The sequence below is a fragment of the Polaromonas sp. genome (assembly GCF_035638815.1).
Taxonomy (GTDB): domain Bacteria; phylum Pseudomonadota; class Gammaproteobacteria; order Burkholderiales; family Burkholderiaceae_C; genus Polaromonas.
This window is the reverse complement of the sequence record NZ_DASQZG010000024.1, coordinates 37181-58152: the sequence shown is the minus strand read 5'-3', so window position 1 is coordinate 58152 and position 20972 is coordinate 37181. Positions and strand designations below refer to the sequence as shown.

Here is a 20972-nt window from a genome sequence, read left to right as displayed (position 1 = left end):
CTGCTTACAGCGCCCGCAGTGGTGAGTGGGTTGAAAGTTGAGACATGGAAAATTACCTTCTCGACTGGGCCAACCTGCTGCTGCGCTGGGTCCACGTCATCACCGCCATCGCCTGGATCGGATCCTCTTTTTACTTTGTGTTTCTCGACTCCAGCCTGACGCCTCCGGTCGATGAAGACCTGAAGCGCCAGGGCGCAACCGGCGAGCTCTGGGCTGTGCATGGCGGTGGTTTTTATCACCCGGTGAAGTTTGCAGTCCGGCCACCTGAACTGCCTCGCCACCTGCACTGGTTTTATTGGGAAAGTTACAGCACCTGGCTGTCCGGCTTTGCACTGTTCACGGTTTCCTATCTGTGGAATGCCGGGACCTATCTCATCGACAAATCCTTGATGAACTGGTCGCCGGCTGCTGCCATCACGGCTGCCCTGTCGTTTCTGGTGGTGTTCTGGTTGCTTTACGACGGCATTTGCCGGATGTTTGGTAAACGCAAAAATGCAGAGGCCGTCATTGGCGCGCTGGTTTTTGTGCTGGTGTGCGGCGCGTCGTGGCTGGCCTGCCAATTGTTTGCGGGGCGCGCGGCGTTTTTGCTGGTGGGGGCGATGGTTGCCACCGCCATGAGTGCCAATGTGTTTTTCTGGATCATTCCGGGGCAGCGAAAGGTTGTGGCCAGTATCAAGGCAGGCGAAGCGGTTGATGCGGTGCATGGCCAGCGCGGCAAGCAGCGCAGTGTGCACAACACCTATTTCACCTTGCCCGTGCTGTTTGCCATGTTGAGCAACCATTACAGCTTCACCTACAGCCATCCGCAGAATTGGCTGGTCCTGATCATCATGATGCTGGCCGGTGCGTTGATCCGGCAATTTTTTGTTATGCGCCATGGCTACAAGCTGGGGCGCAACCGGCATCCCGCTCCTTACGCCGCTGTTGGTGTGGCGCTCATCGTGGCCGCTGTTGTCTGGATGAAACCCATGCCGGTAGCCGTATCGGGCAATGTCGCCGCGCCCTCACATAGCGGGGTGCCTGCCAGTCCGGTATCAGCAGCACGGCTGGACTATGACAAGCTGCAAACCGTGTTGGCAGCGCGCTGTTACATGTGCCACGGTGCCCAGGTCCAGATGAAAAATATCCGCCTTGATTCGCCTGAACTGCTCAAGCAGCACGCGCAGTCGGTGTACCAGCAGGTGGTGGTCAGCAAGACCATGCCGATGAGCAACTCTACGGGCATGCTGGAGGAAGAGCGGGCACTGCTCCGGCAGTGGTTTGAGGCGGGCGCCAGGGTTCCCTAGACCCAGGGACAAACCCTCGTAGGCAGAAGCCGCGACCCCTTAGTAGTGGTAGGTAGTGCGTAATATCTCTTATCGACATCGTGTTGGCCCCGTGATTCAATTTATTGCATCGAAGCGGTTTACGCTCGTCAATAAAAGGAGACAACCACATGAAGCTTTTATCTACCCTGATTCGGCCACTTGCCGTAGTCGTCTCTATCACCGCGTCCCTGGGCGCCGATGCTGCACAAATCGTTGTGGGGCAGGTCGCACCGCTGTCGGGACTGGAGGGCACGCAGGCGAGGGCTTATTCCACAGGTATCCAGCTGGCCCTGAACAACGCCAACAAAGCGGGCGGCGTCAACGGGCACACCTTTACCCTGGTCCGCAAGGATGATGCGGGGCGGGCGGCCGACACCGTCACCGCCACCAAGGCCTTGCTTGCTGAAAACAAGCCTTTGGTTCTCGCGGGATTTTTCGGGGAGCGCAGCATTGATGAGCTGGTGAAATCCGGCATGCTTGAAAAAGAAAACATCCCTCTTGTCGGCTACCGCGTCAACGAGGTCCGTGGTGAATCACCCCTCATCTACAGCGTTCGCGCCAATCTGCGCGACGAAATCAACAAGATTACCGAGCACCTTGTAACCGTCGGCATTACCCGCCTGGGATTGTTTTATCAGGAAGGCCCTGGCGCTGCTCCGCTGGTCGCTGCTGTCGAGGAGGTGATGAAAAGCAAGGGGGCAAAGGTAACGGTCAAGGGCTCTTACGCGCCAGGCACGGCACGGGTTCCCAACGCCGTCATCGAAACCTTTGTTGCTGCTGCACCGCAGGCCATCATCATGGTGTCCAGCGGATCAGCTGCTGCAGCCTTTATCGAGAAATACCGGCTTGACGGTGGGACAGCCCAGTTGTTTGCACATTCCGGCGCCGATATCGAGCAGATTTCGCAGCGCCTTGGAGAAGAGCAGATGAAAGGCGTGGCCATCACGCAAGTCACGCCCAACCCGTACAAAATTACCGGGCGCCTGACCAAGGAATTCAATGACACCGTCACCAAAACGCCCAACCTCGAAGTGCCCGCCAGCTACGCGATGATGGAGGGCTACATCACGGGCTCGGTGATCGTTGAAGCGGCGCGGCGCATGGGCGGCAAGATTTCGCGGGAAGGGTTTGTTGCCGCACTGGACAGCATCGACAACCTTGATCTGGGCGGCTATAAGCTCGGTTTCAAACCGGGCATGCGCTCCGGTTCCAAGTTTGTCGAGTTGACCATCATCACGGCAACCGGGCGGATACGGCAGTAACCGGACTTGGCCTGTAAGGGCCGGCGCTGGCGCCCTGCGGCGGCACAATAGCGGGTTGGAGACATGAATGACCGCACCCAACCCAGCCACCCAACCCAAAGCCTTTCTTGAATATCTGTACCAAGCCGCTGTTCAGCGTGCCCTGCCGTTGCACAACACCGCTGCCTTTTTGCCACCGCCTCCCAAGGGCCGCACCATTGTTCTGGGTGCCGGCAAGGCCGGTGGCTCCATGGCGCAAGCGGTAGAAGCGCTTTGGCCGGCTGATGCACCGCTGGAAGGTTTGGTTGTCACCCGCTACCACCACATTCCGCCACGCCCGGCTGGCCTGCGCCAGCGCATAGAAATTGTGGAAGCCTCCCACCCGGTGCCCGACGCCGCCGGTCTTGCCGCAGCGCAGCGCATTCTTGCGCTTACGCAGGGCCTGACGGCAGACGATCTGGTGCTGTGCCTTATCTCGGGCGGCGGCTCAGCCCTGCTCACGCTGCCTGCCGAAGGTCTTTCACTGGAAGACAAGCAGGGCATCAACAAGGCCCTGCTCAACAGCGGCGCCAACATTGGCGAAATGAATTGCGTGCGCAAACACCTCTCGCGCATCAAGGGTGGCCGCCTGGCCGCCGCTTGCGCGCCAGCCCGGGTGATCACGCTGACCATCAGCGACGTGCCGGGCGACGACCCCTCCATCATCGCCAGCGGCCCCACCGTTGCGGACGCCAGCAGCTGCGCGGATGCGCTGGCCATTCTCAAGCGCTACAACATTGACGTGCCCCCTGCCGTACGGGCAGACCTGGAAAAAGGGGCGCTGGAAACACCCAAGCCGGGGGACGCTGCATTCGAGGGTCATGAAGTCCACATGATCGCCACGCCCCAGCAGTCGCTTGAAGCCGCAGCGGCAGCAGCCCGTGCAGCCGGTCTGCAGGCGCACATTCTCAGCGACGAGATGGAGGGCGAGTCGCGTGAGGTAGGCAAGGTGCACGCGGCAATGGCGCGTGCGGTGGCAGGCAAGGGTCAGCCCTTCAGCCGCCCCTGCGTGATTCTGAGCGGCGGTGAAACCACAGTCACCGTGCGTCCCTTGCAACCCGGCGACGCCAAAGGCCGCGGCGGACGGGCGGGCGAGTTTTGTCTGGGGCTGGCACTGGCCTTGCAGGGGCAGGAGGGCGTTTATGCGCTGGCCGCAGACACTGACGGGATCGACGGCATTGAAGACAACGCCGGCGCTTATGTGGCTCCAGACACCCTGCAGCGCGCCATGGCGCAAGGCATGAAGATCGACCGCTTTCTGGACCGCAACGATGCCTACGGCTACTTTGCGGCCCTGGGCGATCTGGTCTCGCCGGGCCCGACACACACCAACGTCAACGATTTTCGGGCGCTATTGATTTTGTAGCGACTTGCGCGCGTTGTTAAAGGGCGAGAGGCCTTTTTTCTCATTAACTGTACCCCGGCGGGTTATGGGGTGTCAGTGTTCTGCCTCCGAGTGATCCACAGGCGTTGCGGGCCGGCGCCCTGATCAGCCAATTTGTCATAAGGGTTGCGCAAGCGGCACTTGTCAATGGACAGGCAGCCGCAGCCTATGCAATCGTCCAGTGTGTCACGCAGTTTTCGCAGCTGCGTTATGCGCTCGTCCAGGTCGTCACGCCAGGCGGCAGACAGACGGGTCCAGTCTGTCCGGCTTGGCGCTGCATCGCCGGGCAGGTGTGCAAGAGCGGCTTCTATGTCCGCAAGTGCGATGCCTACCCGCTGCGCGACGCGTATGAAGGCGACACGCCGCAGCATGGTGCGTGCATAACGGCGCTGATTCCCCTCGGTTCTGCTGCTGCTGATCAATCCCTTTGACTCGTAAAAGTGCAGTGTTGAAACCGCCACTCCGCTGCGGCGCGCCATGTCGCCGACCGAGAGGGTTGGGAATATGCCTGCTTGTTCCAGAGATGTGGCCATAAAAACTTTCCGAGATTTTTCTTGACCTCAACTTTACTTGAGGTTTTAAGCTCTGGCCTTTCTTGGTCTTTTCGTGGTCTTCTATTGGCAATTAAGGGGTTATCAAATGGCAGATGATTTTTCAGTCGGCGCTGCCGGTCCCGTGTTCCGGGTGGACAAATTTGTTGTGCCCGCCGGATCGCTGGCGGAGTTTGTTGAGCAGATTCGGCAGGTTCATCGAACGTTGGCTGGCCTCCCGGGGTGCCTGCAAAAACATCTGCTCACCCAAACTTCCGGGGACGCCGAGTTCAATGTCGTGACCATCGTTCAATGGGTCGATGCAGATGCAGTGGCTTCAGCGCAAGCCGTGATTCAAAAAAAGTTCAAAGACGAAAAGTTTGACCAGGCATCTTTCCGGAAAAAATTAGGCGTGCGGGGTGACTCGGGGTTTTACGCGGAGGCGTGACGCTATTGATTTCGTAGCTGTTTGCGCCCGCTGCCAAAGGGCAGGACGCCGTTTTTAAGGTGAACTGCACGGTGGCGGAGGTCTCGGCCACTTGTCCCGGTCAATGCCCTGTAGCGGCTTGCTTGCGCTCGGTAAGCAGCCCAGCCAGATAGGCTTCCAGCACATCCGGCTCTACCGGTTTGGTCAAGTGCGCGTTGAATCCCGCTTCTGTCGTGCGCACGCGGTCCTGGTCGGTGCCCCAGCCGGTCAACGCAACAATATGAACGTCTTTGAACTTGGGATCACTCCGCAGCGCGCGCGCAACGCCGAATCCGTCCATGCGTGGCAGGCCCAGGTCAAGCAACACCACATCTGGCAAAAAGCTGCCGGCAACCGATACGCCTTCCAGCCCATCTGCAGCGCCGGCTACTACATAGCCCATGGCCTCAAGCAGAACCATCAGGGTTTCGCGGCCGTCCTTGTTGTCTTCCACAACCAGCACACGGGTACCCCCTTCGGCAGCTGGCGCGGGAGCTTCAGGCGAGGCGGGGATTGCGTCCGGCTGGACGGTGGCTGCTGCAAGGGGAACATGGAGGGTGAAAGTGCTTCCCTCGTCCAGCCCGGCGCTGCTCATGGCAACCCGGCCGCCATGCATCTCCATGAGCGTGCGAACCAAAGCCAGGCCAATGCCCAGACCACCCTGCGTGCGTTCTGCAGTGTGTGGCAGCTGGGTGAACATTTTGAACAACTGGCCCTGCTGTTCCTGTGGAACGCCTATCCCGTTGTCCGCAACTGAAATCAGGGCCTCGCGGCCTTCGCGTCTGGCTGTCAGGCGGATCTGACCGCCATCCGGGGTGTACTTGGCCGCGTTGGTCAGCAGGTTGCCAATGACTTGCACCATTCGTGCCGGGTCGGCGTTGAGCCACAGGTCTTCATCGGCCACCTGCACCTCCAGGTGGTGGCGTGCAGCATCAATGGCAGGGGTGGCCGTCACCAGGCCCTGGCGCACAAGATCTGCCACCAGTACTGGCTGCAGTTTGAGTTGAATCAGACCGCGGTTGATGCGCGACAGGTCGAGCAGGTCGTCAATCAGGCGGGCCATGTGGCTGACCTGACGGTCTATCACCTCGTGAGCCCGCGCCCCATCGGCACCGGCCGCGCCCTTGCGCATCACCGCGACGGCGTATTTGATGGGCGCTAGCGGGTTGCGCAGTTCATGCGCCAGCGTCGCCAGAAATTCGTCTTTGCGGCGGTCTTGCTCATGCAGCATGGCGCTGTCGCGCACCCGTTCAATATGGGCCCAGCAGCGGTCCACGACGTCTTCAATCACGCTGATTTCCGCCGCCGTCCACTGCCGCGGCGTCGCCTGGTGCACAGCCATCAAAGCCACCAGCCGGCCCTCTTTGACCAGCGCCGTACACACCACCGCCCGGATGCCGATGGCCTTGAACATGCGTGCGCCGCCGTCTTCGCCCAGCTCCTTGTCTACATCGTGCACCACCAGGTGGTGGCCCTGCCGCAGATTGGAGGTAGCGAGTGGGCCAAACAAGTCCAGCGAGTAAACACCGGCACTGCTGGCCACCCCCTCCAGTGCCCAGTCGTGCCGTATGGTGAAGCGGTCGCTGTCGGCTTCCACATCGGCATAGGCGCAGCGTGTGGCGCCCAGGTGTTGGCCCAGCATGCGGGCGGTGACCTGCATGAGCTCGTCGGCGTCAGTTAGCGCACGTGTGGCCTGGCCCAGCTGGTCCAGAAACTGCAGCCGCCCCTCACTGGCCTTGAGGGTCTCTTCTGCCCGCCTGCTGTCAGTAACGTCTACGCAAAACCCGACCCACTCCTGCAGTTGGCCATCTTCCCGCACAGGTGCGCCCTGCGCAGCCATGTGGCGGTACACCCCGTCGTAGCGTTTGAGCCGGTAGGTCAGATCCACCAGAGAGCCGGAGCGCACGCCTTCGGTCCAGTGGCTGCCCACCGCTTCACGGTCTTCAGGGTGAACAGCATCCAGCCAGCCCCAACCCCGGCATTCATCAAATGTCTGGCCGGTGAAGGCCTGCCACGAAGGATTGTGCGCAATCACGCTGCCGTCAGGCGCGGTGTGCCACACCACCACCGAGCTGACGGTGGCGAGCGTACGCAAGCGCACGTCGTTGGTCGGGGGGTTGTCTTCTGGCTGGAGCGGCTCAGTCATAAGCGGGATGATGCCATGCGGGGCAAAAGGGCGGATGTAGGTCAATGCCCTGTGTAACCAAAAGTTGGGCGGGCGCGACAGCGGGTGGGGTGGCACCCTGGCCGAGGGGTGCCGCCCCGGTTTGGCGCCGATGAATCGTTGCACCTTGCATGCTATGAGTTGTATAGCAACTTGTCACCGTGTTTACTGGGCAGGAGGACGATTTGATATAAATTGCGCACCAGCAAGGCTTGCTGCGACGGGCGCGTGTTGCGCCATCAGTTCAACCACCCAATCAATAAAAACCCGCAGCTTGGCGCTGACATGCCGATGGGGAGGGAAGGCCACGTACAGCGGCATCGGGTCCAGCCGCCAGTCTTGCAGCAGCGGCACAAGCCCTCCACGGATGACGTGCGCCCTGGCCATGTAGTCCGGCAGCCAGAGCACACCCATGCCCGCCAGCCCGGCCGCCGCGTAGGCATTGCCGTCGTCCACCGCCAGCGTGTAGCGGCCCTGCACCTTGATGGTTTCGCCGTCCTTGTACATGGCGTAGGGGAAGGCCTTGCCGGTGCGCGCCCAGTAAAAACCGACGACGCGGTGCTCGGAGTCCTCCAGCTCCTGCGGGTGCAGGGGCGTGCCAAAGCGCCTTAAATAGCCTGGTGCGGCATAAACGCGCAACTGCAGGTCACCCACGTGCCGCGCCATCAATGATTGGTCGGTGAGCTCACCGCCTCGCACCACGCAATCGACGTTTTCGCCAATGATGTCAACCATGCGGTCGCTCACGCCCATGTCGATCTGGATATCCGGGTACTTCTCGTGAAAGTCCGGCAGGGCGGGGATCAGAATCATCGTCGCCAGCGGGCTGGGCACATCCACCCGCAGCCGCCCGCGCGGGACGGCGGATGCGCCGGACAGGCTGGTCTCGGCATCGTCCACGTCTGCCAGCACGTGCAACACCCGCTCGTAATACGCCGCGCCGTCGGCCGTCACGTTGACCTTGCGCGTGGTGCGGTTCAGCAGCCGCACGCGCAGCCGCGCCTCCAGCTGCTGCACCAGCTGCGTCACGCTGGTCTTGCTCATGTGGAGTGTCTGGGCTGCCTTGGTGAAGCTGCCGGCTTCCACCACGCGAGCAAAAGCCTGCATTGCATCAAAGCGGTCCATTCCTGTCCCCGGTCTGTTGAGATTGTTTGGATTTTACGAACAGTGATGGGTGGCCTTGCCTGTTTATCTGTGGGGCAGGGCACCTTAGATTCGATGTCTCACTTATCAAGGATTACTCATGACAAAACGCGACGTCGTTTTCCCCCAAGGCCGGCAAGCCCTGTATGAGCGCAACAGCTACTCGCCAGCGATTCGCTCCAATGGTTTTCTGTTCGTCTCGGGCCAGGTCGGCAGCCGTGAGGACGGCTCGCCCGAGCCCGACCTGGAAGCGCAGGTGCGGCTGGCGTTCAAGAATTTGAATGCGGTGTTGAATGCGGCGGGTTGCACCTTCGACGACGTGGTAGATGTCACCGTTTTCATCGTTGATCCCGAAAAGAATTTTGAGAAAGCCTGGAAGATCGTGCCCGAGTACTGGGGCGATGCGCCGCACCCGACCTTGACGGGGATTGGCGTGACCTGGCTTTATGGTTTTCAGTTTGAGATCAAGGTGATTGCGAAATTGCCGCAATAGCTCTAATTCACCAACTCCAGCCTCAGCAACTGTGAGGCAACTTTCGGGTCATCCGAATCAGTCACCATCAGCAGCCGGTCGTCACCAACCAGCGCAATCCCTTCGACCTTGGGCGCACCTTCAATCGGCTCCAGGCATTGCAACTTCCCATCGCCACCGACCCAGCCAATAACCGATCCGGCACAGGCGCCGTCGTTGTAGCTGTCGCTGGTGTCTTCTGCCACGGCGCTGAACAACCAACCCCCACCGGGTAGTGGGGTGCCATCGGTAAAACCCAGGGGTACGTCGCCGAGATGGCCCAACGCAAATTCGCTGATGCGGGCGGCGCGGGGCGGGATAGCTTGTACTCCGCTGATCCAGGCCTGGAAGTCCGGCCACGCGTATTCAATGCAGGCATTTCTGCCGTCACCCTTGTTGCCGCGCTGCAGCAGATGCAGGCGCTGGCCGGCGATAAACGCGCCCTCGATGTTCAGGTCTGCAAACTGTTCGCGCAGTGGTTGGTACAGCATAGTCAGGTCGATGCTGCGAGCGGCTTCGCCTGGTTTTCCTTCTGCGTCCAGACTGATCAAGAAAGCCTGCTGCCGATTCGGTTTGGAACCGGAACCTAAAGCCAGCAGGGCGACATGCGGCTGGCCCGGCATGGCGGGCAGCAGCGCCAAGACTTCCAGGTCGGGCTTGAGTGTCTTGCGCTTGCCATTGTTTCGGGGTAGATCGCCAGGCAGGATGCGGTGAAGCTGCACCGGCTGCGCGAAGCCGGCGTCGGCCTCGAACATTCCCAGGTGGTGTTCGTCATCAGCCACTACATACAAGCACCGGCCAACCTGCACCAGCCCGCTGGCGGCGCTCAGGTGCGCCTGCCCGCGTGGGTGCAGGGCGGGGTCGACAAGAAGATCACGCAGGTGGACAGGGTTCAGCATGGGGGTGTTACTCCGCAGACGAGTTCTCTGACGGCAGGGTGGCCGTAGGAAGGGTCAAGGTTTCCCAGCTTGTCAGCATCTCCACCTGCTTTCGCAGGTAGGCGGTGGGCATGGCCTGGGAGCCCCAGGCGGGAATACGGCCGGCGTATTCGCCCAGCAGCCAGAAGTGGCGCACGGCCATGAAGGCCGGAATGGCCTGCAGGTCGGCGGTGGGGATGGGGCGCACCTGTTGATAGGCCGCGATGAAGTGCTGCCAACGGGCTAGCGCCTTCTCGTCAAATTGGCCGTTGACCGAACGCGGGTGCATGCTCCACGCGTAAACCGCCAGCTCAAAGGCGAGGTAACCCGGCCCGGCGTCGTCGAAGTCAAAAAAAGAGGCGACACGCTCGTCGCCGGGGTCCTGGGTGACGAAGTTGTTCTGGCCGTGGGCGTCTCCGTGGCAGACAACCTGCGTCAGGCTGCCCATCGCGGCGATGCGTTGGCGCAGACGGCTCCCCAGTTCGGTGAACTGGGTGCGCAGTTCTTCGGTCATCGTCGGGGCCGTCAGCAGCAGCCGCAGCGGTGACTCCAACAGGTTGTTCAGGTCCAAGGCGTGGTGGCTCTCGGTGCTCACAAAATCTTCTGCGGCAGCGTGAAGCCTGGCGAGCCCGCGACCAAGGGCTTCGACGTCCGGCAGTGCCTCGCCGGTCATTTCTCCATCGAGGTGCTCGAACAGCATCAGGGGGCGTTCGCCCTCGGGCAGCGTCACCATCATGGCTACGGCGCCGTCGCGCGTGGCAAGGCAGTTGGCCACCGGCACCTTGCGCGTACGCAGGTGCGCAAGCAAAGCGGCTTCGTAGTCCACCTTCGGCGTGCCGCGTGGCCGCTCGGCACTCAGGCGCGCCACCGCCCGGCGCCCGTCGGCAAACTTGAGTCCGTAGACCTGGTTGAAGCTGCGCCGCAGCAGTTCGCATTCAACAACTTCCCCGAAGCCATAGGCTTTGGAGACCAGGGCGCCAATGGCGGCCCCGGTTGGGGTCGACTGTGCAATGGCAAGGCTCATGACTGTCCCTTTTTGTGTTTTGGCTGGGCGGGCGATTCTGCCACGTCCGGACGATAGACATCCGTTGCAGACACGAAGTGGCAGTGGGACACCCTCGGTGTGCCGTCTTGACGGGAGTTTCAAGTCAAATCGGCCTCCAGCCGCTGCTGGTCAGGCGCTACCTGCTATAAATTTTGTAGTGGAGCAGGCCGCAGGCGCGTAGTATGGATTGCGGGTCAGGCCCGCAATGACAAGTCGGAGAGGGCGCGCAGCACGTTCTCGGCTGTAGCGGGCGCGACCATCGTTACCAACTCGTCCCCCGACTTGACCGCCCCCACAGCCTCCCGCAAAGCCTCATACACGCTGATCGCCAGCATGAAGGGCGGCTCGCCGACGGCTTTGCTGCCGCCTACGTTGTCTTCAGGGTTGGCTTCGTGCCACAGGTCGATTTTGAAGTGTTCGGGGATGTCGCCCGTCGCAGGGATTTTGTAGGTGCTGGGGGCGTGGGTGCTCAAGTGGCCTTTGTCATTCCACACCAATTGCTCTGTCGTCAGCCAGCCCATGCCCTGCACAAAGCCGCCTTCGATCTGGCCGATGTCGATGGCCGGGTTGATGCTGGTGCCGACGTCGTGGAGGATGTCGACCTTGAGCACGCGGCTCTCGCCTGTCAGGGTGTCGATGGCGACTTCGCTGCAGGCGGCGCCATAGCTGAAGTAATAGAACGGCCGGCCGGTCAGGGTGGTTTTGTCGTAATGGATTTTTGGCGTGCGGTAAAAGCCATCGCTCCACAACTGGATGCGGTTGGCGTAGGCGGCCTTGACCACTTCGTCAAAACTGCGCGTGGATTTGGGCGATATGACTTTGCCGCCGCGAAAGCGCACGGCGCCTGCGCCACAACCATCCAGACCGGCGGCGAAGGATGCCAGGTTGTCGCGCACATTGCGCGCGGCGTACTGCGCAGCGCGGCCGTTCAGGTCGGTGCCGCTGCTAGCCGCGGTGGCGGATGCGTTGGGCACCTTGCTGGTGTCGGCTGCCGTGCAGCGCACGCGCTCAAAGGGCACGCCCAGCTCGTCGGCGACGATTTGCGCCACCTTGGTGTTCAGGCCCTGGCCCATCTCCGTGCCGCCGTGGTTCACTTGAACGCTGCCGTCGGTGTACACATGGACCAGCGCGCCGGCCTGGTTGAAAAAGGTGGCGGTGAAGCTGATGCCGAATTTGACTGGCGTGATGGCAATGCCGCGCTTGATGACGGGGCTTTTTGCATTCCATGCCGAAATGGCTTTGCGCCGACGCCGGTAGTCAGATGTTAGCTCCAGCTTCGATAGCAGCGGGGCGAGGATATTGTCCTCGACCTTCATCTGGTAGTGGGTGGTGTTGCGGCGCGGGGTGCTAGGGCTGCCTTCGACAGGCTCAGCCCGAACGGAGGAATGGTCAGCGTGACCGGCATTTTCCGTTCGCCCTGAGCTTGTCGAAGGGTATGCCAATTCCTCGCTGTACAAATTCCGCATGCGCACATCGAACGGGTCCAACCCCAGCTTGCGTGCAATGTCCCCAAGAATCGTCTCGATAACGATCACGCCCTGCGGGCCGCCAAAGCCGCGGAAGGCGGTGTGGCTTTGTGTGTTGGTTTTGCAGCGGTGCGAGGTGATTTCGACGTCGCTTAGAAAGTAGGCGTTGTCGGCGTGAAAGATCGCGCGGTCAGCCACCGGGCCAGAGAGGTCGGCCGAGAAGCCGCAGTCGGCCAGCATGGTGAGCCGCAACGCGGTCAGCAGGCCTGTGTTGTCGTAGCCAGCGGTGTAGTCGTAGGCAAATGGGTGGCGCTTGCCGGTGATCATGAAGTCGTCGTCGCGGTCCAGCCGCAGCTTGACCGGGGACTTGAACTTGCGCGCGGCCAGCGTGGCCCACACGGCCATGTGGCCGGCTTGCGTCTCTTTACCGCCAAAGCCGCCACCCATGCGCCGGCACTCGACGGTGACGGCGTTGTTCTCAATGCCCAACGCATGCGCCACCCAGTGCTGAATCTCGCCGGGGTGCTGGGTGCTGGAATAGATCCACCACTGGCCCTGCTCCAGCGGCAGGGCGTAGGCGACTTGGCCTTCCAAATAAAAATGTTCCTGCCCGCCGACTTCGAGCTGGCCTGTGAGTGTGTGCACTGACTTTTTCAGCGCGGCTTCGGGCTCACCGCGTCGCACCACCACCTTGGGCAACACATAACTTTGCGCGGCGTGGGCGGCGCGCGGGCCGAGCAGGGCGGGCAGCGGCTCTATGTCTTGTTTGACCAGCCGCGCGGCGCGGCGCGCCTGCATCACGGTGTCGGCCACCACCAGACCAATCACCTGACCGATGTGCTGGACGGTATCGATGGCGAAGATCGGTTCGTCGTGCACAAAGGTGGCGAGTAACTTGTCACCGGGGATGTCCGCCGCCAGCACCACGCCGCGTACGCCGGGCAGGGCCAGCGCCGAGCTGGTGTCCACGCCGCGCAGGCGGCCGTGGGCGACGGTAGAAAGGATGGGCGCGGCATGCAGCGTGCCCCGTACTTCGGGGATGTCGTCGATATATGTGGCGCTGCCAGCCACCTGGGCGCGGGCGCTTTCGTGCGGGCGCGACTTGCCCATGGCCGGGCCAGGTGTGGCGGGCGCGTGCGGTGACTCGGTGGCGGGTGCGAAGTTGCGCTCACCGGCATCGGCAGCGCCGCCGGGGCCGCCGCCGTCGGCTGAGGTGAAGTCGCCGTTGCGCTGCATCATGCCGCACCCCTCGAGCTGTCATTGCGGACCTGATCTGCAATCGGTCCCTTGCCTGAGATGTGCACAGACATGGATCCCGGGTCTTCGCCCGGGATGACAAAGCTTTCCAGATTGATCTGCTGCATGCCCAGGCTTTCAAGCCAGAAGCGCTGCAGCAAATTACCCAACACCTCGCTGCGGTAGCCGGCAGAGGCACGCATGTCGCTCAGGGGTGTGAACTCGCGGCGCAGCGAATCCATCGCTTCGCGCACCGTGGCTTGTGTCCACGGCTTGCCGCGCAGCAGAGCTTCGGTTTTGCTGGCACGGGCTGGCGTGGCCGCAACGCCGCCAGCACCTATGCCGACTTTGGAAACCTTTCCGTCATCAAGCTGCAGGTTGATCACCAGGCAGACGGCGGAGATGTCATCGTCATAACGCTTGCTGATCTTGTAGGCCTTGAGCATCTCTTTGGCTTCAGGCAGCGGCACCTTGATCCACGCCAGCACCTCATCAGGCGCCATGACGTTTGTGCGGTAGCCGGTGTAAAGCGATTCCAGCGGCATCTCCCGGTGGCCACGCACGCTCACCAGCACGATGCTTGCGCCCAGCGCAATCAGCAGCGGCATCGAGTCGCCAATCGGCGAGCCGTTGGCGACGTTACCGCCCAGCGTGCCGGCATTGCGCACCGGCAGGCCGGCAAAACGGTTGGCAAAGGTCTGCAGCTGCGGCCTATCGGCCACCAGCGCGGCAAAGGCGTCGCTCAGGGTGACTGCCGCGCCTATGGCGATGTGGTGTGGATAACGCTCGATACGGCGCAGCTCTTTCACGCGGGTGATGTCCAGCACCTGACTGAACTCTTTGTGCATCTTGGTGACCCACAAGCCGACATCTGTGCAGCCGGCCACCAGTTGCGCAGCCGGATGGGCGGCGCGGACGGCCAGCAGTTCAGGCAGCGTGCGCGGGGAGTTATAAGCAAAATCGGGCTTCGGCCCTTTAACGACGGGCGCTAACAGCTTCATTTTTGATAGCAAATCGCCTTCGTCGATGCTTGCCGCGGGCAGCGACGCCATCTGCTGCGCCGCGTCGAGAATCGGCCGATAGCCGGTGCAGCGGCACAGGTTGCCAGACAGATCCTTCTGCGCCAGCTCACGCGTGATGGTGCGGCCCTGGCACACATGGTTTTGGTACATGCCGAACAGGCTCATGACAAAACCCGGTGTGCAGAAGCCGCACTGGCTGCCGTGACAACTAACCATGGCTTCCTGCGCGGGATGCAAGCCACCGTCAGACGCGGCAAGATCTTCCACGGTCCACAGCGCCTGCCCGTCGATTGAATGCGCCAGCTTGATGCAGCTGTTAACGGCCTTGTATTGAATCTTCCCGTCTACTGCTTCGCCCAGCACCACGGTGCAGGCGCCGCAGTCGCCCTCGTTGCAGCCTTCCTTGGTGCCAGTGCACCCCAGGTCCTCGCGCAGTACCTCCAGCAGCGTGCGACTGGGTGGTACATTGGCGAGCGAGACCACCTCGCCCCCCCTGACAAATTGAATGGTTTTCAAAGGCTTACGGATGTCCATGTGCACTAGGGTAAACCCAATCGTTCGGGGCAGGTATACCAGCTGTCATATCGGGGCGATGCGCAAAAAGGTATGAAAGACCAGGCCTTATTCGACAAGATAGACCTCCATCTCATAAGGGTCCTGAACACCGTGCTGACTGAACGCAGCGTGTCGCGCGCCGCCATCCGCCTTGGAATGTACCAACCCGCTGTCAGCGCGTCGCTGAAGCGACTGCGCGCGCTGGCCGGTGACCCCTTGCTGGTGCGCTCGGGCCCCGGCATGGTGCCGACTGACGCCGGCTTGCGCATGATTGAGCCATCAGCGCGCATTCTGCGGGCGGCCGAGGTGCTGTTTAGCGACGCGCGCGGGTTCGACCCCGCCACCGCCACCAACACCTTCAGCCTGGCCGCCAGCGACTACATGGACCCGCTGTTTTTGCCGCAACTGGTGGCGCATATCAAAAACGAAGCGCCCATGTGCCGCGTGGATATTCACCCGTTGTCGGGCGAGTCAGACTACCGCACCCGCCTCGCCCAAGGCGAGATTGACATCGTGGTGGGCAACTGGCCCGCGCCACCGGACGACCTGCACATGGCACGCCTGTTTGGCGACGAGGTGGTGTGCCTGGTGGCCAAAAATCACCCGGCCGCGCGCCGCGGCTGGGACAGCGCGAGCTGGCTGGCGGCAGAGCACATTGCCCCCACGCCAACTCACCCGGGCGCCAAGGGTGTGATTGACCTGCACCTGGACAAACTGGGCGTGGAGCGCAACATCAGTGTGCGCTGCCCGCACTTTGGCCTGATACCCGCCATGGTGGCTGGCAGCCTGCTGGTGCTGACCACGGGGCGCCAGTATTGCGAGCGGTACACAGCTACTCTGCCGGTCACGATATTGCCGTGCCCGATCGACTTCCCCCGGATGATGTATTACCAGCTCTGGCATGAGCGTACACACGCGTCGGCATCCGCCAAGTGGCTGCGTGACCGGGTCAAGGCGGTGGCGGCGGCGCTACGAAAAGAATGAACACCCCCGCTACATTCGCCAGTCTTTGCCGGCTTGCTTCGAAATCGATGCAGCCGTACTGCCGCGCCAGCATGGATCCCGGATCAAGTCCGGGATGACAACCGAGAAGAAAGACAACAACCCAGTGGCTCCCAGACTCCAACTCACCGGCATCACCAAGGCCTACCCGGCGGTGATTGCCAACAGCGACGTCTCGCTGACGGTGTTGCCCGGCGAAATTCACGCTGTGCTGGGTGAAAACGGCGCCGGCAAATCCACGCTGATGAAAATCATTTACGGCGCGGTCAAACCCGATGCCGGCAGCGTTGCGATTGATGGCGAGGCGGTTGTCATCCGCAACCCGCAAGAGGCGCGCGCGCTCGGCATTGCGATGGTGTTTCAGCATTTCAGTTTGTTTGACACCCTGACAGTGGCTGAAAACGTCTGGCTGGGGCTGGGAAAAAATTTGAGTTTGGCCGAGGTATCGCGGCGCATCACCGACACCACCAAAGAGTACGGTTTGCAGCTGGAGCCAACGCGGCCCGTGCATACCTTGAGCGTGGGAGAGCGCCAGCGCGTTGAAATTGTCCGCGCGCTGTTGACGCAGCCGCGGCTGCTGATTCTGGACGAACCAACATCCGTGCTGACACCGCAAGCGGTTGAAAACCTGTTTGTCACGCTGCGCCAGCTGGCCGCACGCGGCTGCAGCATTTTGTACATCAGCCACAAGCTGCATGAGATTCGTGAGCTGTGTACGGCATGCACTGTGCTGCGCGGCGGCAAGGTCACTGGCGTGTGTGATCCGCGCCAGGAGTCCAACGCGTCATTGAGCCGACTGATGATTGGCGCCGAGCCACCCGCGCTGGCGCAACGCGACGTGTCGGTGGGCGCAACCGTGCTGGAAGTTAAAGATTTGAGCCTTGAGCGTGAAGACCAGTTTGGTGTGGACCTGCAGAAACTGGCCATGACGGTCCGCGCCGGTGAGGTGGTCGGCATTGCAGGTGTTTCCGGCAACGGTCAAAAAGAATTGCTGTATGCGCTGTCGGGTGAAGACAAACGGGCAGCGGTGGATTCAATTCTGGTGCGGGGGCAGGGCGTAGGCCAGTCCAACCCCGCGCAACGCCGCGAACTGGGCCTGCATTTTGTTCCTGAGGAGCGCCTGGGGCGCGGCGCGGTGCCGGGGCTGGGGCTGGCGCATAACCTGCTGCTCACCCGCAAGAATTCGGTGGGTCGTGGTGGCTGGTTGCAGTTGCGCGACATGCGGGCGCAGGCTGCCGGCATCATTGAGCGCTTTCGCGTCAAGGCGGGCGGGCCAGACGCTGCGGCCCAGTCGCTGTCGGGCGGCAACCTGCAAAAATTTATTGTGGGCCGCGAGATCGAGGCCAACCCGGTCTTGCTCATCGTCTCACAGCCAACCTGGGGCGTCGATGTGGGAGCAGCCGCGCAGATCCGCGGTGAAATCCTCAAACTCGCGGAGAGTGGTTGCGCGGTGCTGGTGGTCAGCGAAGAGCTTGAAGAACTGTTCGAGATCTGTGACCGCCTCTACGTCATGGCCAAAGGGGAGTTGTCGCCCAGCCTGCCGCGTGCCGATGCCACGGTGGCACTGGTGGGCCAGTGGATGAGTGGTCTATGGGCGCAGACTCCCGTTCGGGCTGGGTCTCTCGAGGCCGGCACTTCGACAGGCTCAGTGCGAACGGAAAACTCAAGCGGAGCAAACCATGCTCAAGCTTGAAGCCCGCCCACAACCCTCGCGTTTCTGGACGCTTGCGTCGCCAGTGCTGGCGCTGCTGATCACCGTACTGATTGGGGTGTGCCTGTTTGCAGCCTTGGGCAAGGACCCGGTACGCGGGTTGCAGATCTTCTTCTGGGAGCCGATCAAAACGCCATACGCACTGGGCGAGTTGATGGTCAAGGCCACGCCGCTGCTCATCATTGCGCTGGGTCTTGCGGTGTGCTTCCGGTCCAACGTCTGGAACATCGGCGCGGAGGGGCAGTTCGTGATCGGCGCAGTGGCGGCAGGTGGTGTGGCCTTGCTGGCCGACAAGACCACAGGGCCGTGGATTGTGCCGGCCATCATCGCGGCGGGTGTGCTGGGGGGCATGGCATGGGCGGGCATCACTGCGCTGCTGCGTGACCGCTTCAACGCCAATGAAATTCTGGTCAGCCTGATGCTGGTGTACGTGGCCGACATGGTGCTGAACTACATGGTCTTTGGGCCTTGGAAAGACCCGCAGGGCTACAACTTTCCGCAGACCAAAACCTTTGATGCCGTCACGCGGATTCCGCGCCTGATGGAGGGCTCACGCGTCAGCATCGGCTTGCTGTTGGGGCTGGTGGGGGCGGGCGCACTGTGGGTGTTCTTGTTTCGCACCTATGCAGGTTTTGCTCAACAGGTTGGCGGCCTGGCACCCAGCGCGGCGCGTTATGCCGGGTTTTCGTCACGCAAGGCCTTGTGGGTGGCGCTGTTGACATCGGGCGGCGCGGCGGGCTTGGCGGGTGCGCTTGAGGTGGCCGGACCGCTTGGGCAACTCACACCTTTTGTGCCGGCGGGTTATGGTTTTGCCGCGATCATCGTGGCTTTTGTAGGGCGCCTGCATCCGGTCGGCATTATTTTTTCGGCCATTCTCATGAGCATGTTTTACATCGGCGGTGAATTGGCGCAGTCGCGCCTCGGTCTGCCCAAGTCTTTGACCGGCGTGTTCCAGGGCCTGCTGCTTTTTAGCCTGCTGGCCTGCGACACGCTGATGGCTTACCGGGTCACATTCAGGAAAGGGGCGCGCTGATGGACTCCACCGCCTTGTTGCTGGCCGCCACCCTGAGCGCAGGCACCGTGCTGGCCATTGCCGCCCTGGGCCTGCTGATCAATGAGAAAGCCGGCATCGTCAACCTGGGCGCCGAGGGCATGATGCTGTGCGCCGCCATTGCTGGCTTTGCCACGGTGGTGCACACAGGCAACAGCTGGCTGGGTCTTGCTGCAGGCATGGCCGCAGGGGCTGTGCTGGCAGGTGTTTTTGGCGTGCTGGTGATATGGCTTAACACCAACCAATACGCCACCGGGCTGGCGCTCAGCTTGTTTGGCGCCGGATTCTCCGCATTTGTTGGTATCAGATACGTGCAGGAAAAGTTGCCCGAACAATCGCGCTTTGTGATCCCGTGGCTCAGTGACCTGCCTTTTATCGGCCCGGCGCTGTTCCGCCAGCACCCCATGGTCTACGTCGCCATGGGCCTGACCGTGGGGCTGATCTGGTTCTTGTACCGCACCCGCGCTGGCCTGGTGCTGCGCTCGGTGGGCGAGAGCCCTGAGTCTGCCCATGCCCTGGGCTACCCGGTACGCCGTATCCGGCTGGCAGCTGTGATGGCGGGAGGGTCTTTGTGCGGCCTGGCGGGCGCGTATGTGTCCGTGGTTTACACGCCGCTGTGGGTCGAGGGCATGATCGCCGGCAAAGGCTGGATTGCACTGGCGCTGACCACGTTTGCGACCTGGCGTCCGGCACGGGTGTTGCTTGGTGCCTACCTCTTTGGAGGAGTGACCATGCTGCAATTTCATCTGCAAGGTCTGGGAGTGGATGTACCGACCCAGCTGCTGACCATGCTGCCCTACCTGGCCACCATCGTGGTGCTGGTGCTGATCTCGCGTAACCCGCGCTGGATCCGGCTCAACATGCCAACCTCCATTGGCAAGCCTTTCTACCCCGGTTCGTAATTTCCCGGCACATAATCGAGTTTTTTCGCCAAGTTCATTAACCCTAGCTACAGGAAACGACATGACTGATTCCCACAAACGTTCATTGCTCAAGCTGGCTGCGCTTTCGGCGGTCGCGTCGGCTTCGCTGCTGGGTTGCGGCAAGAAAGAAGAGCCGGCACCCGCGCCTGCCCCCGCACCCGTTGCCGCACCGGCACCGGCCAAGCCCGAGCCTCTGAAAATTGCGTTTGCCTATGTCGGCCCCGTGGGCGATGGCGGCTGGACTTTTGCCCATGACAACGGACGCAAGGCGATTGAAAAAGAATTTGGCGACAAGGTCGTCACCAGCTTTGTTGAGAAAGTGCCCGAGTCGGCCGACGCCGAGCGCGTGATCCGCGACATGGCCAGCCAGGGCAACAAGCTGATTTTTGGCACCACCTTTGGCTACATGGAGTCCATGCTCAAGATAGCGCCTGACTTCAAGGACGTGAAGTTTGAACACGCCACCGGCTACAAAACTGCGGACAACCTGCGCACTTACGACAGCCGTACCTATGAGGGTGCCTACATGGCTGGCGTGATTGCGGGCAAGATGAGCAAAAGCGGCACCCTCGGTGTGGTGGGCTCCGTCCCTATCCCTGAAGTGGTTCGCAACATCAACAGCTTCACGCTGGGTGCACAGTCGGTCAATCCCAAAATCAAGACCAAGGTGGTGTGGGTCAATGAGTGGTTCAACCCGCCCAAAGAAACCGAAGCCGCTACCGCGCTGATCAATGGCGGCGCTGACGTGTTATTCCAGAACACCGACTCGTCGGCAGTGCTGCAGACAGCCGAGAAAATGAACAAGCGCGCCTTTGGCTGGGATTCGGACATGACCGCTTACGGCCCGAAAGCCCATCTGGGTTCAGCCATCATCAATTGGGGTCCCTACTACATCAAGGCCACGCGTGAAGCGCTGGAAGGCAAGTGGGCCACTGGTCAAGCCTGGTGGGGCGTGAAAGAAGGCGCGATTGACATGGTGTCGATTGCTGCAGACGTGCCCGAAGACACCAAAAAGCGTGTTGACGAAATCAGGGCTGGCTTGAAGGACGGCAGCTTCTCGATCTGGAAAGGCCCGATCATGGACAACACCGGGAAAGAACTGATTGCCAAAGACGTCGTCGCTGATGACAAGTTTCTGGGTGGCCTCAAGACTTATGTCAAGGGCGTGGAAGGCAAGGTCCCCGGCAACTAAGCCCGGGTCATTGCATGGCTAAACAAGGCTGCCTTCGGGCGGCCTTTTTCTTTTCTTTCTGGAACAA

17 protein-coding genes are annotated in these 20972 nt (G+C 61.6%); 10 read left to right on the top strand and 7 right to left on the bottom strand.

Annotated elements, in window-relative coordinates:
• Nucleotides 1–44: 44 nt before the first annotated feature.
• The 3 genes from VE934_RS15465 to VE934_RS15455 all read left to right on the top strand — a co-directional run bounded on the left by VE934_RS15465 (nt 45) and on the right by VE934_RS15455 (nt 3953).
• Nucleotides 45–1286, top strand: coding sequence for a urate hydroxylase PuuD (locus VE934_RS15465; protein WP_324889096.1), 1242 nt, complete (start codon nt 45–47; stop codon nt 1284–1286).
• A 149-nt stretch (nt 1287–1435) separates the two neighbouring features.
• The gene (locus VE934_RS15460; RefSeq protein ID WP_324889094.1) at nt 1436–2569 is read left to right on the top strand and encodes an ABC transporter substrate-binding protein; all 1134 of its coding nucleotides are present in this window, start codon (nt 1436–1438) and stop codon (nt 2567–2569) included.
• 67 nt (nt 2570–2636) lie between these two features.
• A complete protein-coding gene (locus VE934_RS15455; protein ID WP_324889091.1) occupies nt 2637–3953 on the top strand; it encodes a glycerate kinase in 1317 nt (438 codons plus the stop codon).
• A gap of 62 nt (nt 3954–4015) precedes the next feature.
• Here VE934_RS15455 and soxR read toward each other — a convergent pair whose 3' ends face one another.
• On the bottom strand, nt 4016–4504 hold the full coding sequence (gene soxR, locus VE934_RS15450) for a redox-sensitive transcriptional activator SoxR (protein WP_324889089.1): 489 nt from the start codon (nt 4502–4504) through the stop codon (nt 4016–4018).
• Between the two features lie 106 nt (nt 4505–4610).
• On the opposite strand from soxR, the gene VE934_RS15445 reads away from it, so the two are divergent.
• A complete protein-coding gene (locus VE934_RS15445) occupies nt 4611–4949 on the top strand; it encodes an antibiotic biosynthesis monooxygenase (protein ID WP_324889088.1) in 339 nt (112 codons plus the stop codon).
• Nucleotides 4950–5049: 100 nt separating this feature from the next.
• Here the strand turns inward: VE934_RS15445 and VE934_RS15440 are convergent, their stop codons facing one another.
• Together VE934_RS15440 and VE934_RS15435 are read right to left on the bottom strand one after the other, a co-directional pair.
• Nucleotides 5050–7113: a hybrid sensor histidine kinase/response regulator gene (locus VE934_RS15440; RefSeq protein ID WP_324889086.1), complete on the bottom strand. Its 2064-nt coding sequence runs from the start codon at nt 7111–7113 to the stop codon at nt 5050–5052.
• Between the two features lie 183 nt (nt 7114–7296).
• On the bottom strand, nt 7297–8256 hold the full coding sequence (locus VE934_RS15435; RefSeq protein ID WP_324889084.1) for a LysR family transcriptional regulator: 960 nt from the start codon (nt 8254–8256) through the stop codon (nt 7297–7299).
• 118 nt (nt 8257–8374) lie between these two features.
• Here VE934_RS15435 and VE934_RS15430 point away from each other — a divergent pair, with 118 nt between their 5' ends.
• Nucleotides 8375–8767 (top strand): RidA family protein, encoded by a 393-nt coding sequence (locus VE934_RS15430; protein ID WP_324889082.1) that lies wholly within the window; start codon nt 8375–8377, stop codon nt 8765–8767.
• A gap of 2 nt (nt 8768–8769) precedes the next feature.
• On the opposite strand, the gene VE934_RS15425 is transcribed toward VE934_RS15430, so the two are convergent.
• From VE934_RS15425 to xdhA, 4 genes are all read right to left on the bottom strand, one after another.
• On the bottom strand, nt 8770–9684 hold the full coding sequence (locus VE934_RS15425; RefSeq protein ID WP_324889080.1) for a DUF6929 family protein: 915 nt from the start codon (nt 9682–9684) through the stop codon (nt 8770–8772).
• 7 nt (nt 9685–9691) lie between these two features.
• Nucleotides 9692–10726, bottom strand: coding sequence for a phosphotransferase enzyme family protein (locus tag VE934_RS15420; protein ID WP_324889079.1), 1035 nt, complete (start codon nt 10724–10726; stop codon nt 9692–9694).
• Between the two features lie 215 nt (nt 10727–10941).
• Nucleotides 10942–13452 carry a xanthine dehydrogenase molybdopterin binding subunit gene (gene xdhB, locus VE934_RS15415; RefSeq protein WP_414693858.1) on the bottom strand — a complete coding sequence of 837 codons (2511 nt, stop codon included), beginning with the start codon at nt 13450–13452 and terminating at the stop codon, nt 10942–10944.
• Entirely contained in the window at nt 13449–15005 is a 1557-nt protein-coding gene (gene xdhA / locus VE934_RS15410; protein ID WP_324889077.1) for a xanthine dehydrogenase small subunit, read from the bottom strand. The genes xdhB and xdhA overlap by 4 nt, the downstream gene beginning before the upstream one ends.
• Nucleotides 15006–15077: 72 nt before the next feature.
• On the opposite strand from xdhA, the gene VE934_RS15405 reads away from it, so the two are divergent.
• The 5 genes from VE934_RS15405 to VE934_RS15385 all read left to right on the top strand — a co-directional run bounded on the left by VE934_RS15405 (nt 15078) and on the right by VE934_RS15385 (nt 20905).
• Nucleotides 15078–16010, top strand: a complete 933-nt coding sequence (locus VE934_RS15405) for a LysR family transcriptional regulator (protein ID WP_324889075.1) — start codon at nt 15078–15080, stop codon at nt 16008–16010.
• A gap of 94 nt (nt 16011–16104) precedes the next feature.
• A complete protein-coding gene (locus tag VE934_RS15400; RefSeq protein WP_324889073.1) occupies nt 16105–17721 on the top strand; it encodes an ABC transporter ATP-binding protein in 1617 nt (538 codons plus the stop codon).
• Nucleotides 17708–18772, top strand: a complete 1065-nt coding sequence (locus tag VE934_RS15395; protein WP_324889071.1) for an ABC transporter permease — start codon at nt 17708–17710, stop codon at nt 18770–18772. Before VE934_RS15400 ends, VE934_RS15395 begins: the two co-directional genes overlap by 14 nt.
• Entirely contained in the window at nt 18772–19692 is a 921-nt protein-coding gene (locus VE934_RS15390) for an ABC transporter permease (RefSeq protein WP_324889069.1), read from the top strand. Before VE934_RS15395 ends, VE934_RS15390 begins: the two co-directional genes overlap by 1 nt.
• Nucleotides 19693–19753: 61 nt before the next feature.
• Complete coding sequence (locus tag VE934_RS15385; protein ID WP_324889067.1) at nt 19754–20905, top strand: BMP family ABC transporter substrate-binding protein; 1152 nt, start codon at nt 19754–19756, stop codon at nt 20903–20905.
• The last annotated feature ends 67 nt before the right edge of the window (nt 20906–20972 follow it).

Coding starts and splice junctions, on each gene's coding strand:
- VE934_RS15430 (WP_324889082.1), top strand. CDS start 8,375: ATGACAAAACGCGACGTCGTTTTCCCCCAAGGCCGGCAAGCCCTGTAT.
- VE934_RS15440 (WP_324889086.1), bottom strand. CDS start 7,113: ATGACTGAGCCGCTCCAGCCAGAAGACAACCCCCCGACCAACGACGTG.
- VE934_RS15395 (WP_324889071.1), top strand. CDS start 17,708: ATGCTCAAGCTTGAAGCCCGCCCACAACCCTCGCGTTTCTGGACGCTT.
- VE934_RS15400 (WP_324889073.1), top strand. CDS start 16,105: ATGACAACCGAGAAGAAAGACAACAACCCAGTGGCTCCCAGACTCCAA.
- VE934_RS15435 (WP_324889084.1), bottom strand. CDS start 8,256: ATGGACCGCTTTGATGCAATGCAGGCTTTTGCTCGCGTGGTGGAAGCC.
- VE934_RS15405 (WP_324889075.1), top strand. CDS start 15,078: ATGAAAGACCAGGCCTTATTCGACAAGATAGACCTCCATCTCATAAGG.
- VE934_RS15465 (WP_324889096.1), top strand. CDS start 45: ATGGAAAATTACCTTCTCGACTGGGCCAACCTGCTGCTGCGCTGGGTC.
- VE934_RS15385 (WP_324889067.1), top strand. CDS start 19,754: ATGACTGATTCCCACAAACGTTCATTGCTCAAGCTGGCTGCGCTTTCG.
- xdhB (WP_414693858.1), bottom strand. CDS start 13,452: ATGATGCAGCGCAACGGCGACTTCACCTCAGCCGACGGCGGCGGCCCC.
- VE934_RS15420 (WP_324889079.1), bottom strand. CDS start 10,726: ATGAGCCTTGCCATTGCACAGTCGACCCCAACCGGGGCCGCCATTGGC.
- VE934_RS15445 (WP_324889088.1), top strand. CDS start 4,611: ATGGCAGATGATTTTTCAGTCGGCGCTGCCGGTCCCGTGTTCCGGGTG.
- VE934_RS15390 (WP_324889069.1), top strand. CDS start 18,772: ATGGACTCCACCGCCTTGTTGCTGGCCGCCACCCTGAGCGCAGGCACC.
- soxR (WP_324889089.1), bottom strand. CDS start 4,504: ATGGCCACATCTCTGGAACAAGCAGGCATATTCCCAACCCTCTCGGTC.
- VE934_RS15425 (WP_324889080.1), bottom strand. CDS start 9,684: ATGCTGAACCCTGTCCACCTGCGTGATCTTCTTGTCGACCCCGCCCTG.
- VE934_RS15460 (WP_324889094.1), top strand. CDS start 1,436: ATGAAGCTTTTATCTACCCTGATTCGGCCACTTGCCGTAGTCGTCTCT.
- VE934_RS15455 (WP_324889091.1), top strand. CDS start 2,637: ATGACCGCACCCAACCCAGCCACCCAACCCAAAGCCTTTCTTGAATAT.
- xdhA (WP_324889077.1), bottom strand. CDS start 15,005: ATGGACATCCGTAAGCCTTTGAAAACCATTCAATTTGTCAGGGGGGGC.